At 65.3% G+C, this 14,025-nt stretch carries 11 protein-coding genes; 6 read left to right on the plus strand and 5 right to left on the minus strand.

The window, feature by feature from the left end; genetic code table 11:
* Positions 1-52: 52 nt before the first annotated feature.
* Both ACA097_RS26115 and ACA097_RS26120 read right to left on the minus strand, forming a co-directional pair.
* A complete protein-coding gene (locus ACA097_RS26115) occupies positions 53-1,546 on the minus strand; it encodes an aldehyde dehydrogenase (protein ID WP_371367042.1) in 1,494 nt (497 codons plus the stop codon).
* A gap of 210 nt (positions 1,547-1,756) precedes the next feature.
* A complete protein-coding gene (locus ACA097_RS26120) occupies positions 1,757-3,433 on the minus strand; it encodes an MFS transporter (protein ID WP_371367044.1) in 1,677 nt (558 codons plus the stop codon).
* Between the two features lie 377 nt (positions 3,434-3,810).
* Here ACA097_RS26120 and ccsA point away from each other — a divergent pair, with 377 nt between their 5' ends.
* The 5 genes from ccsA to peaD all read left to right on the plus strand — a co-directional run bounded on the left by ccsA (position 3,811) and on the right by peaD (position 10,760).
* Complete coding sequence (ccsA, locus tag ACA097_RS26125) at positions 3,811-6,012, plus strand: cytochrome c biogenesis protein CcsA (RefSeq protein ID WP_371367046.1); 2,202 nt, start codon at positions 3,811-3,813, stop codon at positions 6,010-6,012.
* A 201-nt stretch (positions 6,013-6,213) separates the two neighbouring features.
* Positions 6,214-7,779 (plus strand): quinohemoprotein amine dehydrogenase subunit alpha, encoded by a 1,566-nt coding sequence (gene peaA / locus ACA097_RS26130; protein WP_371367048.1) that lies wholly within the window; start codon positions 6,214-6,216, stop codon positions 7,777-7,779.
* Between the two features lie 77 nt (positions 7,780-7,856).
* Positions 7,857-9,287 (plus strand): quinohemoprotein amine dehydrogenase maturation protein, encoded by a 1,431-nt coding sequence (gene peaB, locus ACA097_RS26135; protein ID WP_043252745.1) that lies wholly within the window; start codon positions 7,857-7,859, stop codon positions 9,285-9,287.
* A 1-nt stretch (position 9,288) separates the two neighbouring features.
* Positions 9,289-9,612: a quinohemoprotein amine dehydrogenase subunit gamma gene (gene qhpC, locus ACA097_RS26140; RefSeq protein WP_043252743.1), complete on the plus strand. Its 324-nt coding sequence runs from the start codon at positions 9,289-9,291 to the stop codon at positions 9,610-9,612.
* Positions 9,613-9,680: 68 nt separating this feature from the next.
* A complete protein-coding gene (gene peaD, locus ACA097_RS26145) occupies positions 9,681-10,760 on the plus strand; it encodes a quinohemoprotein amine dehydrogenase subunit beta (RefSeq protein WP_371370578.1) in 1,080 nt (359 codons plus the stop codon).
* 40 nt (positions 10,761-10,800) lie between these two features.
* On the opposite strand, the gene ACA097_RS26150 is transcribed toward peaD, so the two are convergent.
* Positions 10,801-10,962 (minus strand): PSPA7_2676 family Cys-rich small protein, encoded by a 162-nt coding sequence (locus tag ACA097_RS26150; protein WP_371367051.1) that lies wholly within the window; start codon positions 10,960-10,962, stop codon positions 10,801-10,803.
* A 345-nt stretch (positions 10,963-11,307) separates the two neighbouring features.
* On the opposite strand from ACA097_RS26150, the gene ACA097_RS26155 reads away from it, so the two are divergent.
* Positions 11,308-12,114 (plus strand): SDR family NAD(P)-dependent oxidoreductase, encoded by an 807-nt coding sequence (locus ACA097_RS26155; protein ID WP_371367054.1) that lies wholly within the window; start codon positions 11,308-11,310, stop codon positions 12,112-12,114.
* A gap of 81 nt (positions 12,115-12,195) precedes the next feature.
* On the opposite strand, the gene ACA097_RS26160 is transcribed toward ACA097_RS26155, so the two are convergent.
* Both ACA097_RS26160 and ACA097_RS26165 read right to left on the minus strand, forming a co-directional pair.
* The gene (locus ACA097_RS26160; protein WP_371367056.1) at positions 12,196-12,768 is read right to left on the minus strand and encodes a TetR/AcrR family transcriptional regulator; all 573 of its coding nucleotides are present in this window, start codon (positions 12,766-12,768) and stop codon (positions 12,196-12,198) included.
* A 91-nt stretch (positions 12,769-12,859) separates the two neighbouring features.
* Positions 12,860-13,777: a LysR substrate-binding domain-containing protein gene (locus tag ACA097_RS26165; RefSeq protein WP_371367058.1), complete on the minus strand. Its 918-nt coding sequence runs from the start codon at positions 13,775-13,777 to the stop codon at positions 12,860-12,862.
* Between the last annotated feature and the right edge of the window lie 248 nt (positions 13,778-14,025).

Here is a 14,025-nt window from a genome sequence, read left to right on the forward strand (position 1 = left end):
GGGGATGGGAAAGCCGGCGCGGGGGTGGTGCGCCGGCGGTTGACCACGCAGGTCAGAGGCGGATCAGCACCGATTTCAGTTCGGTGTAGTGCTCGATGGCCGCGGCGCCCATTTCGCGGCCGACGCCGGAGAGCTTGTAGCCGCCGAAGGGCAGGGCCGGGTCGAGGGCGCTGTGGCAGTTCACCCAGACCGAGCCGGACTTGATCTTCGGAATCATGCGGTGCACCGCGCTCAGGTCGTTGGACCAGATGCTGGCGCCCAGGCCGTAGGGGCTGTCGTTGGCCATGCGGACCACTTCGTCGAGATCGTCGAAGGGCATGGCGACCAGCACCGGACCGAAGATTTCTTCCTGCACCACCGCGCTCTTCTGGTCGACGTCGACCAGTACGGTCGGTTTGACGAAGTAGCCGGGGCCGAACTGTTCGCCGCCGCAGGCGATGGTGGCGCCTTTCTCGCGGCCCAGCTCGATGTAGTTGAACACGCGTTGCTGCTGGCGGGCGGATATCAGCGGGCCCATGTCCACGCTCGGGTCCAGGCCGTTGCCGAGCTTCATGCCGTTGGCGATGCCGGCGATGTCGGCCACCACGTTGTCGAAGTGCTTGCGGTGCACGTACAGGCGCGAGCCTGCGCAGCAGACCTGGCCCTGGTTGAAGAAGATCGCCTGGGCGGCGCCGGCGGCGGCGCTGTTGAGGTCGGCGTCGGCGAGGACGATGGTCGGCGACTTGCCGCCCAGCTCCAGGGTCACGCGGGTCATGTGGTCCATGGCCGCCTTGCCGATTTCCTTGCCCACGGCGGTGGAGCCGGTGAAGGTCAGCTTGTCGACCAGCGGGTGGTGGGTGAGGGCCGCGCCGGCCTTGACGCCGGTGCCGGTGACCACGTTGAACACGCCGGCCGGGTAGCCGGCTTCGAGCACCAGCTCGGCGAGCTTGAGGGCGCTCAGCGGGGTTTCGTCGGCGGGCTTGAGGACCACGGTGCAGCCGGTGGCCAGCGCCGGGCCGAGCTTCCAGCAGGCGAGCAGCAGCGGGAAGTTCCAGGCGACGATGGCGCCGACCACGCCTACCGCTTCGCGGCGGATGAAGCCGTGGAATTCTTCGCCGGGCATCAGCGGCATGGACACGTCGACGCTGGAGCCTTCGATCTTGGTTGCCCAGCCGGCCATGTAGCGCAGGAAGTCGATGCCCAGCTGCACGTCCATGACGCGCGCCACGGCGGCGCTCTTGCCGTTGTTCAGGCATTCCAGCTCGGCCAGCAGGTCGGCGTCGCGCTCCATCAGGTCAGCCAGCTTCCACAGCAGGTTCTGCCGGTCGCGGGGCTTGGCGCGGCTCCAGGGCGAGTCGTCGAAGGCCTGGCGGGCGGCGCGCACGGCGCGGTCGACGTCGCTGGCGCTGGAGGAGGGAACCTGGCACAGCACTTCGCCGGTGGCGGGGTTGCGCAGGTCCATCAGCGCGCCGTCGGCGGCGCTGGTCCAATCGGCACCGATGAGCATGCGCGGCGCGCGCTGGAGGAAGGCCTGGCTGGCGGGCTTGATGGGCAGGAGAACGGACATTTCGGGTGCCTCTTGTTGAGTTGTCGAGGCAGCTATCGCAACCGCTATGCCAACCTTTCGAAAATGCCTCAATGCCTTGATCTAGACGGCTTTCGATTCGATCTCTGCGAATCGGCCCGGCCCAGGCTGTCGCAGCTTGCGACACCGCTGAGACAGGCGCAGACGAAACAGCCCGGGCGTGCCGGGCCGTTTTTTCGCAGGGTTGAAGGCTCAGGCGTGGTGGATTTCGCGGTCCTTGGTTTCGGGCAGGAACAGGGTGCCGATCACCGCCGTCATCAGTGCGACCACGATGGGATACCAGAGCCCGTAGTAGATGTTGCCGGTCGCCGCGACCATCGCGAAGGCCACGGTCGGCAGGAAGCCGCCGAACCAGCCGTTGCCGATGTGGTAGGGCAGCGACATGGAGGTGTAGCGGATGCGTGCCGGGAACAGTTCCACCAGCCAGGCGGCGATGGGGCCGTAGACCATGGTCACGTAGATCACCAGCACGGTCAGCAGCAGGAGCACCGCCAGGTGGTTGATCTTCGCCGGGTCGGCTTTCTCCGGATAACCCGCTTCCTTGAGCGCGCCACCGAGCTGGCCGGTGAAGGCTTCGGTCTGCGCCTTGAGCTCCGCCCCGGCAAGGCCCGTGCCCTCAAACACCGGGATCACCTTGTCGCCGACATGCACCTGGGCGACGGCGCCGGGCTCGGCCTTGATGTTTTCATAGGGAATGGCCTTCTTCGCCAACAGGCTCTTGGCGATGTCGCAGGAGCTGGTGAAGCGCGCCTTGCCCACCGGGTCGAACTGGAAGGAGCACTGCGCCGGGTCGGCCACGACTGTGACAGGGCTCTTCGCCTGGGCGACGAAGACATCCGGGTTACCGTACTGGGTCAGCGCATGGAAGATCGGGAAGTAGGTGGCCGCTGCGATCACGCAGCCGGCCATGATGATCTTCTTGCGGCCGATGCGGTCGGACAGGCTGCCGAAGAAGATGAAGAAGGGCGTGCCGAGCAGCAGCGAGCCGGCGATGAGGAAGTTCGCCGTCTGCGGGTCGATCTTGAGTATCTGCAGCAGGAAGAACAGCGCGTAGAACTGCCCGGTGTACCAGACCACAGCCTGGCCTGCGGTGCCGCCGAACAGGGCCAGGAGGACGATCTTCAGGTTGTCCCAGCGGGCGAAGGATTCGGTCAGCGGCGCCTTGGAGTCCTTGCCTTCTGCCTTGATGCGCAGGAACACCGGCGATTCGTTGAGTTGCAGGCGGATGTACACCGAGATGATCAGCAGCAGGATCGAGATCAGGAAGGGAATGCGCCAGCCCCAGGCCTCGAAGGCTTCGCTGCCCATCGCCGAACGGCAGGCCATGATCACCAGCAGCGAGAGGAACAGGCCGAGGGTCGCGGTGGTCTGGATCCACGCGGTGAACTGGCCGCGCTTCTTCTGTGGCGCGTGTTCGGCGACGTAGGTGGCCGCGCCGCCGTACTCGCCACCCAGCGCCAGGCCCTGCAGCAGGCGCAGGCTGATCAGGATGATCGGCGCCGCCACGCCAATGCTGGCGTAGCTGGGCAGCATCCCGACAATGGCGGTGGACAGGCCCATGATCACGATGGTGATGAGGAAGGTGTACTTGCGCCCGACCATGTCGCCGAGGCGGCCGAAGACGATGGCGCCGAAGGGGCGCACCGCGAAGCCGGCGGCGAAGGCGAGCAGGGCGAAGATGAAGGCGGTCGTCTCGTTGACGCCCGCGAAGAAGTGCTTGGCGATGATCGCCGCCAGCGAGCCGTAGAGGTAGAAGTCGTACCACTCGAAGACCGTGCCGAGGGAGGAGGCGAAGATGACCTTGCGCTCCTCTGCCGTGACGCCTTGATTGGGGGCTTTGCCCGCGGTGGGGCTGATTGTCTGCGCCATGTTCTTCTCCGTCTTGTTCTGCTGATGGGCCGGAGGTTCTTCACTGCCCTGGCCGTGCTCGGGCCCTGGGGCCGACTCGTTGGGATTCGGACTGCGCGAAGCGCGAATGCGGGCGGGCTTCATAACCGATCAATTCAGTCGGGTATTGATCAAGCATATCCGCCGATGGGTAGCTGTCCACTTGCCATCCCGCTGCGCTGTCTCAGCGCGCTTGCGACTGTCTCGATTTGCAACGCGACCAGGCCGGCCGTCGCCTTGCCGGCTTTTGACAAGTCGCTGAGCGGTCGAGGATTTCCGTCTTTGGCACGCAACCTGTAAGAGCAACCTTCCACCGCCGCGCCGGTGGCTATAACGATAAGGACTGCCGAGGTCGCGCCATGGAAAGAACCGTATCGCCTGTTGCGCAACGCCGTTGGCCAGCCGTGGGCTGGGCCGCTGCCGCGTTGTGCTGCGCCTTGCTCTGGCTGCTGCCTCAACTGGGCAATGCCTTGCTCTGGGGGCTGGCTGCGCTGATAGCGGCCGGTGCGCAGCGTGCGCATTGGCGCGGCAACTGCTGGAGGGTCGCGGCGGGCGGCCTCTATGGCGCCTGCGTGGCGCTGGCTCTGCACCTGCTGGCCGACCATTTCCAGCTGCGTTATGCGTGGCTCTACAGCAGTGCCGCGCTGCCGGGCTATCTCAAGTTGTCGAACCTCTGGGGCGGCGACGAAGGCACCATCCTGCTGCTGGCGACCTTCTGCATGACCACCACGCTCGCCAGCGAGCGCCTGGCTGGCTGGGCTGGGCGCGGCAACGCCCTGATCGCCGCCTGGTACACGGCAACGGCAGCCTGGCTCGGCCCGTTCAGCGCGACGCCCGAGGCCTGGCTCGCGAGCCAGCCAAGCCAGGGCATGAACGCGCACCTGCAGATGATCTGGATGAGCTTCCATGCGCCGCTGATCCTCTGCGCCTACGCCTGGGCCCTGGCACCCGCCGGGGCCGCGCTGGGGGCCTTGCGCAAGGGCGATCCTGCGTACGCTGGCGTAGCTGCGGTCTATAGCCGGCGCGCCTGGCTGCTGCTCAGCGCCGGCATAGGCGCGGGCATGGTCTGGGCGATGGAGGACTTCACCTTCGGTCAGTTGTGGCACTGGGACCCGGTGCAGACCTCGGCGTTCGTCATCTGGGCGCTGCTTGGTGCGGTGCTGCACGGCGTGCGCCGCTGGCGGCCGGATGGGCGCCACCGGAGGCTGCTGCCAGTGCTGAGCCTGCTCGCGGCGGCCATGGCCTGCGTCGCCATGACGGTTACGCGCAGCACCGTACTGGTGAGTTCCCACCGTTATATCGGCACCACGTCCTGGTTGAGCCATCTGCTACTGGCGACGCTGTTGTTGATGTTCGCCGCCTGGCAGCTGTTCTCCGGGCGCCGTGCGCGCCAGCCCGGAACGCGGCGCTCGGCGGCGGACTGGACGCTCGACGTGGCCATCTACCTGTTCGCCGGCAGCGCGCTCTTCGCCATTGGCGCGCTGGTTCAGGCGCACATCTACGAGTGGCTGGGCCTGCCGCGTCCGACGACGCTCAAGCCGTACTTCGAGATGCTGCTGCACTGGGCGACCACCGATGAGATCAACAGCCTGCGCAGTGCCTACAACCAATGGGACGTGGATGGCTACGGCCTGATCCGCTGGCTGCTGCCGCTGCTCTCGCTGCTCGGGCTGATCGGCGGCTACAGCTTCCTGCGACGCTGCGGGCGCCCGCGTATCGGCTTGCTCGCCACCGTGCTGATGGCTGCGTGCATGGGCTTCATCGCCTGGCATGGCGGCTGGCTGAATGCCGATTACAGCGGCGAGGGCATGCTGTCGCAGAACGTGGTGGAGGTCCTGCCCTGGCTGGACGCCGCGGTGCTCGGCGGCTTCTTCCTGATGGGCTCGTGCCTGCTGTGGTGCGTCGTCAGCCTTTGGCGCAGCCGGCGCCTGGGCAACCTGCGCTACAGCGGCGGCCTGGCGCTGGTGCATGGCGGGGCGGTGCTGGCATTGGTCGGCGGGCTGACGGCGACGGCGCTCAACTCCTACCGTCAGGTGGTCATACCCGCCGGCGCTTCCGTCGAGCAGTGGCTGCCGGTGACCGACGACATGCAAGTGCGTGTGCTGCCGGACCAGGTCGAGGAGAACTACTCGGGCTATCACGCGCTGGCGCGCGTCGAACTACGCGACGGCGGGCGGGTGCTAGCCGGGCACGCGCTGTTCCAGGACGGTCGCGGCCGGCCGCCGGCCTACCAGGGGCCGGTACGCCAGCTCTGCGAGATTCTCGACTATCACTACGCGCGCTTCGCTTCGGATCGTGGCTATGTGTTGCACCCGTTCATCATCCGCGGCTGGAGCCGCGACCTGCAGGTCTGGGTGCCAGCTTCCACCAGCCTGCTGCGCAAGGGCGATAACGACAATGAGAGCCTGGTGGTGATCCGCCGCTATCCGTTGCTCTCGTGCGTCTGGCTCGGGTTGCTGCTGATGCTTGGCGGCGCGCTGTTGCTTTCGCCGGGCGGCGTTTTGCGAAGGGCCGACCATACTTCGTCCGAGGCGGCTGTCGCAGGGCTGTCTCAGAGTTAGACAGCTATCGCGAAATTAGACGCCGGTGCCGCCTGTCCGAATCCCCATCTACAAGCCGCAAGCCTGATGCGGCGGGGCTTTCGGTGGAGTGGCACACAACCTGCTAAACAGCTTGGGAGCACGACGGAACCCGCTGTTCGCCCATCGGTGGGCGCAGAACAATTTCAAAAAGAAGAATACCGAGGAGGCCTGATCTTGAAGATGACACGACTTCGGCACTACCTGGGCGCCGGAACCCTGGCCGCAATGGCCTGGGCCATCCAGCAACCAGCCCAAGCCGCCGATGGCCAGACCATCGTCAACGCGAAGTGCATGGCGTGCCACACGCCGGACGGCAACAATTCCCTGAGTCGCATCAGCCACCAGCGCAAGACGCCGGAAGGCTGGCTGGCGACCATCGCGCGGATGCAGCTGATGCACGGCTTGCAGATCAGTGACGACGAGCGGCGCGAAGTGGTCAAGTACCTCGCCGACAAGCAGGGCCTGGCGCCCAGCGAGACCGACGGCGTGCGCTACGCGATGGAACGTCGGCTCAATACCGTCGAGAAATTCGATACCCAGTTCGAGCAGATGTGTGCCCGTTGCCACTCCGGCGCGCGCATCGCCCTGCAGCGCCGCCCGGCGGCCGAATGGGAAAAACTCGTGAACTTCCACCTCGGCCACTGGCCGTCGCTGGAATACCAGGCCCTGTCGCGTGACCGCGACTGGTTCGACCTGGCGAAGAAGGAGATGGTCCCGGAACTGGCCAAGCGCTATCCGCTGGAGAGCAAGGCCTGGACCGACTGGGAAAAACATCGTCCGGACGCCAAGACCCTGGACGGTGCCTGGAGCTTCGCCGGGCACATGCCGGGTAAAGGCGACGTTTCCGGCGTGATGACCGTGGCCAGCAGCGGCGACGACCAGTTCAAGGTCAGCGTCAAAGGCAAGTACGCCGACGGCAGCGCTTTCGACGGTGAAGGCAGCGCGCTGCTGTACAACGGCTACGAATGGCGCGGCAACGTGAAGATCGGCGACGTGACCATGCGCCAGGTGTTCGCGGCCATGAAAGGCCAGATGCAAGGCCGCATGTTCGACAAGGCGCACGATGAGCGCGGTATCGACTTCGTCGCGGCGAAGGAAGGCACCAGCCAGGTCCTGGGCGTGCAGCCGGCCTACCTGAAGGCAGGCGAGGAAGCCGAAGTCGCGGTGATCGGCAGCGGCCTGAAAGGCAAGCCGTCGTTCGGCAAGGGCGTGCAGGTGGTGTCGGTGGTTTCCGAAACCCCTGAGCGCGTGACCGTGAAGGTCAAGGCCGATGCTTCCGCGCTCGGTGCGCACGACGTCAGCGTCGGCACCGCCAAGGGCGGCAGCTTCGCCGTCTACAAGGACGTCGCCGAAGTGAAGGTCGTCCCCGAACTGCTGGTGGCCCGCATCGGCGGCAACGGCGGCTCGACCCCGAAAGTGCAGGGCGCCTTCGACGCCGAGGCCTGGGGCAAGGGTGCCGACGGCAAGCCGTTCCGCATCGGCGTGTTCCCCGCCAAGTGGAGCGTCGAGCCCTTCGACGACCGCGCCAAGGAAGACGGCGACGTCAAGTTCGCCGGCGTGATGGATGCCGACAGCGGGGTCTTCACCCCGGGCGATGCCGGTCCCAACCCGCAACGCAAGATGATGACCAACAACGCCGGCAACCTGAAGGTGGTGGCCGCGGTGGACGACGCCGGTCAGACGCACAAGGGCGAAGGCCACATGTACGTCACCGTGCAGCGCTGGAACAACCCGCCTATCCCATGATCCGGGGTGGGATGAACTGAACGCATGAACCCCCGCCCGCCGGGCGGGGCGTACCAAGCAAGTTCCGGGAGGTCGCCATGGGCGCCATCTTGAATCTGGTCGAACGCAACCTGCATGAAGTGCAGGTGGACGCCGACCGCCTGTTGTTCCACATCCCCAGCTCCTCGCTGTTCGCCAGCGACGAGCTGACCGGCGGGATCATCGATGCCCTGCGTGGGCACGCCTGCTCGCCGGAAGAGCTGACCCAGCGCCTGGCCGGGCGCTTCGAGGCCAACGAGATCGACGAGACCCTGCGCGAGCTGATCGCGCTGGAGCTGGTCAGCGACGGCTCGCCGCTGACGCCGGAAATCGCCCTGAAGAAGGTCGATCGCACGGCGCTCAACACCGTGGTGCTGAACGTCAACACCGGCTGCAACCTCAGCTGCACCTACTGCTACAAGGAAGACCTGGACAAGCCTTCCGCTGGCAAGAAGATGGGCGCGGAAACTGCGGAGGCCTCGGTGGAGATGCTGCTCAAGGAATCGCCCGACGAGAAGCGCTACACCGTGGTGTTCTTCGGTGGCGAGCCGCTGTCCAACCGCCCGCTGATCGAGCACATGGTGGATTACTGCGAGCGCCGCTTCGGCGAGCTGGGCAAGCAGGTGGAGTTCGTCATGACCACCAACGCGACCCTGCTCACCGAGGAGATCATCGACTACCTCAACGCGCATCGTTTCGGGTTGTCGGTGAGCATCGACGGGCCGAAGACCGTGCACGACCGCAACCGCATCACCGTGGGCGGGCAGGGCACCTATGACGTGGTGCGGCGCAAGGCCGACATGCTGCTGTCGCGCTACAACAGCCGCCCGGTCGGCGCGCGGGTGACCCTGACCACCGGCGTCACCGACGTCGAGACGATCTGGAATCACCTGTTCAACGAGATGGGCTTCGCCGAAGTCGGCTTCGCCCCGGTGACCTCCGGTGATATCAGCAGCTACAACCTGACCACCGAGGAGCTGCACGAGGTCTTCGCCAACATGAAGGCCCTGGGTCGTCGCTACCTGGCCGAAGCGCTGGAAGGCCGCAACATCGGCTTCTCCAACCTGCACCAGCTGATCACCGACATCCACGAAGGGCAGAAGAAGGCCCTGCCGTGCGGCGCCGGGCTGAAGATGCTGGCGGTCGACCACAAGGGCGAGCTGAACCTCTGCCACCGTTTCACCGGTTCGTCGCTGCCGACCTTTGGCAACGTCCACGAAGGGGTGAAGCAGGCCGAGCTCAATGACTTCCTCTCGCAACGCCTGGATCGCACCGACACCGGCTGCGCCAGCTGCCGCATCCGCAACCTGTGCTCCGGCGGTTGCTACCACGAGAGCTACGCGCGCTACGGCGATCCGGCGCACCCCACCTACCACTACTGCGAACTGATGAGGGATTGGGTCGACTTCGGCATCGAGGTCTACAGCCGGATCATGGCGGCTAACCCCAGCTTCATCGACCGCCACATCACTCCGCGGAAGGCGCACTGACATGAAACATCTGAAGCCGATCAACAACAAAGCACAGAAGCTGGAACAGGCGGCCGCCGAGGATCGCATCGAGGACGTGGTGGCGATGAACTCGGTCGCAGGCTGCGCCTCGACCACCGACCCGGGCTGGGAAATCGACGTGTTCGGTGGCGTGTCTTCCCTCTGCCAGCCGATGGAAGCGGACCTCTATGGCTGCTCCGACCCTTGCTGGTGGCCGGCCCAGGTGCCGGACATGATGAGCACCTACCCGAACTGGAACAAGGACGCGCAAGCCTCGGCCGAGGACTGGCGCAACCTGGGCACCGTATTCCCGGACGACAAATGAGCGGACAGAAGAACAAGAGGAAAAACTGCATGTCCAGAAAAGCATTCACCGCCGTCCTGGGCGGAATCATGGCCGCCGGCGCGCTTCAGGCGTACGCGGCCGACGAGGGCAAGGCGCTGGAGTCGGGCCACGAATACATGGTCACCAGCAACTACCCGGACAACCTGCACGTCATCGACCTGCAGTCCGACAAGCTGTTCAAGACCTGCAAGGTCCCCGGCGCTTTCGGCCCGGGCGTAATCCAGCTGTCGCCGGACAAGAAGATCGCCTACATCCTCAACAACCACTACGCCGACATCTACGGCATCCAGCTTGACGACTGCAAGGCGGTGTTCCACGCCACCATCGCGCAGCAGCCGGGTGAGAACGCGAAGTCCATGTTCGCCATGACCGTCAGTCATGACGGCAAGGAGGTCTATGCGATCGCCAACCCGACCAAGATCCTCAGCGACCATTACGAGGTTCAGCAGCCGCGCCTGCAGGTGTATGCCGCCGACGGTGGCATGGACGCCAAGCCGATCCGTACCTTCCCGGCCCCGCGCCAGCTGACCATCATGCAGACCGCCGACGACGGCACCCTGTACGTGGCCGGCCCGGACATCTACAAGGTCGACGTGAAGACCGGCAAGTTCGACGTGGCCATTCCCAGCCGCAACTGGAAGCGCCCGAACTACTCGCCGCCGGACGTGCTCTACGTGTGGGACCAGCAGACCTACAGCCGTGACTTCACCCTGCTGTACACCACCGCCCGCTTCAAGGATGCCAAGCAGGACCCGGCCACCGCCGATTTCCTCTACGGCTACTTCAACGTCAACCTGGCCACCGGGAAGACCGAGACCACCGATTTCGGTCCGGTCACCGAGGTCTACTTCAGCGCCATGCGATCGCCGACCGATTCCAACCTGATCTACGGCGTGCTCAACCGGTTGACCAAGTACGACATCAAGGAGCAGAAACTGCTGGCCGCGGCCAACCTCGACCACTCTTACTACTGCATCAACCTGAACAAGACCGGCAAGAAGATCTATCTCAGCGGTACGCTGCACGATATCGCCATCTTCGACGCCGATAGCCTCAAGCCCCTGGGCAAGATCGAACTGCCCGGCGGCGACATGGCCATCACCAACAGCCAGGTCTTCATCCGCTGAAGAACGCAGGCGCCGCCCGGCGGCGCCTGGCTGTCCCTCCTCAGGAACCGGGGTCGGAAACTTCCGCCTCCGGTTCTTCCACGCTCAGGTAGCGCTGAGCGCCGCAATGACTGCAGCGTTGGTAGATCATCGGCATCCCGCCCACGTGGGCGAGCACGCCTTCGCTCCATTGGCATCCCAGGAAAAAGCAGCGCAATCGCATGCGACCTCCCGTCGGGACCCTGTCCCGACCTGGCGAACAGGCAGAGGTGTGAACGATGCCTCCGAGCTTGTTCTTGTCTGGAGACGGTCGCCGTCGAGCATCCTCCTGGCGCTCTAGAATGGGCAATCTAAACCCTCAAGGCCTAGTGTGGCGCGCGCTCTGGCGGTACTCACGGTAACCCTCGGACCGTTGGTCGGGCATCGCCGAAGGCGTATTCGTGGCGGTTGACAGAAAAAATTATGGGCATAATATTCGCCACAGAGATGACGGGCGTAATTTAAAGGCGCCGCTATCCTTTCCTTACCCTTACAGCAGCCGGACCCTGCCGGCGCAATGGAGAAGACCATGAGTTCCAACAGCAAGCTCGGCCGTGCCCTGATTACCGGTGCTTCCTCGGGAATCGGCGCTACTTACGCGCAGCGTCTCGCCAGCCAGGGCTACGACCTGTTGCTGGTGGCCCGCGACCAGGCTCGTCTGGCTGACCTGGCCGAACGCCTGCAGGGTGAATACGGCATCGATGTGGCCGTTCTGCCGGCGGACCTGACCCGTCGCGAAGACCGCGCCCGCGTCGAAGCGCGCCTGGCCGAAGATGCGAGCATCAGCCTGCTGCTGAACAATGCTGGTGTGGCCATGAACGGCAGCCTGGTGGAGTCCGACCTGGATCGCCTGGAGAGCATGATCGAGCTCAACGTCGTTGCCGTAGCCCGTCTCGCCGGTGTTGCCGCCAAGGCGTTCACCCAGCGTGGGCGCGGTACCATCATCAATGTCGCCTCGGTGCTGGCCCTGGCTCCGGAAATGTTCAACGGCGCCTACAGCGGCACCAAGGCCTTCGTGCTCAATCAGAGCCTGTCGATGCACCGGGAGCTGTCCCCGGCCGGCATTCGCGTACAGGTAGTGCTGCCGGGTGCGACCCGCACCGAAATATGGGATCGCTCCGGCACCGGTATCGAGAACCTGCCCGAAGAAATGCTGATGGAAGTTGGCCACATGGTCGACGCGGCCCTGGCCGGCCTGGCGCAAGGGGAGGTGGTGACCATCCCGGCGCTGCCCGACGCCACTGATTTCGAAGCCTTCACCCAGGCCCGCCACAAGCTCGGCCCGAATCTTTCGCTGCGCCTGCCGGCGGAGCGTTACGGTGTGAAGAGCGCCTGATTCCTTCCGCGCAAAGGCTAACGCCCCGGCCAGTGCCGGGGCGTTTTCGTTTGCGGCTTGCGGCGGATAATCGCTACGCGGTTATTCGCCGGTGTTGCCCGGCAGCTCGCGCTTCAGATAGCGCTTGGTACTTTGCAGCAGGCGCTCGGACAGCTCCTTGTCCGCCACGCTGCGCGACAGCACCAGGGCGCCGACCAGGGCGGAGAGGGTGGCAATCGCCTGGTCCGGATCGTGTTCGGCGGGCAGCGCGTTCTCGATCATCTCCAGGCGGTTGCGCACCGACTGGTCGGTGGTCGGACTGGGCTGGCCGCGGGCGCCGAGCTCCGCGCTGAGCGTGGGAAAGGGGCAGCCGCTTTCCGGATGGTCGCGGTGCGACTCGGAGAGGTAGCGGTCGATGAAGTTCGGCAGCGGGTCCGGTCCCTCGAAACTCTTGCGGGAAACCTCGCGCAGCTGCTCGGCGGCAGCCTGCAAGGCGATCTCCACCAGTTCGTCCTTCGACTTGAAGTGTGCGTAGAAGCCGCCGTGGGTCAGGCCCAGAGCCTTCATCAGCGTCTGCAGGCCGGTGGCCTCGACGCCTTCGCTGCGGAAGCGCCGCGAGGCTTCGTCGATGATTTTCTGGCGGGTCTGCGCCTTGTGATCTTCGGGGTAACGCATGGGGCGGACTCCTCGGTGGAATGACATGCTGATCGTCATTCTAACTCGAAAGTCCGCGCCCGCGTTGATCGCGGGCAAGTCGGGGAATGAATCAGTTCAGGCTGTCGGGGTCGCCGACGAACATCGTGATACGCGAGCGCAACCAGCGCTCGGCGGGATCGTTGTCCTGCGCGCCCCGCCAGACCATCGACAGCTCCGCGGGGCGCGGGGTGAACGGCGGCTCGTCGGCGCGCAGGCCGCCGGCAGCGGTCAGGGCCAGGGCGGCGTAGTCGGGCACGGTGGCGATCAGGTCGGTTCCGGCGAGCAGCGCACCGAGGCCGTTGAACTGCGGCACCGCCAAGACCACCTGGCGCTTGCGCTCGAGGGTGGCGAGCTGTTCATCGACGAAGCCTTCGAGGTCGCCGGCGTAGGAAACCATGGCATGCGGCCGGGTGCAGTAATCGTCGAGGGTGATGGCGCCGGGCACCGAGTCGGCGCGCAGCACCTTCCACTTGCTACGGCGCAGGGTCTTGCGCTTGGCGTTGGCCGGCAGTTCGTCGGTGTAGCTGACACCCACGGAAATCTCGCCGGAAGCCAGCAATTGCGGCATCAGCAGGTAGTTGGCGCGGCGCACCACCAGGACGATACCGGGCGCTTCGGAGCGCAGGCGGCGCAGCAGGGCCGGCAACAGGCCGAATTCGACATCGTCCGAGAGGCCGATGCGGAATACTGCCTTGCTCGTGGCAGGATCGAAGTCGGCGGCGCGGCTGAGCGCGGTGGAAATAGAGTCCAGGGCCGGCGACAGGTGACCGAAGATCTCCTGCGCCCGGGCGGTCGGCTCCATGCTGCGGCCGGTGCGCACGAACAGCGGATCGTCGAACAGGCTGCGCAGGCGCGCCAGGGCCGCGCTGATCGCCGGCTGGCCGAGGAACAGCTTCTCGGCGGCGCGGGTCACGCTGCGCTCATGCATCAGCGTCTCGAAGACGATCAACAGGTTGAGGTCAACCTTGCGGAGGTCGTTGCGGTTCATGGAGGCTCCCTGGCGATGGGGGAAAAGTGAAGCGCGAAGCGTCTGACGTCAAGGTCTGACAGATAAGTCCTTGATCATTTTCCGCATTCTTCCTTAGCAAGACGCGCTTCTGCCGGTATTCTTCCCACAGTGTGCTGGTCCTTTTTCGGACGTGGTCTTGCGTTCCGCCCCGCACACGCGGCCGCCGGCCGAATCATCGGCATTTATGTCGACTATCGATGGCGGTAGGTAGCAAGCACAACAAAGCC

Origin of the sequence: Pseudomonas sp. QL9, assembly GCF_041409665.1 — a bacterium.
GTDB lineage: Bacteria > Pseudomonadota > Gammaproteobacteria > Pseudomonadales > Pseudomonadaceae > Pseudomonas > Pseudomonas knackmussii.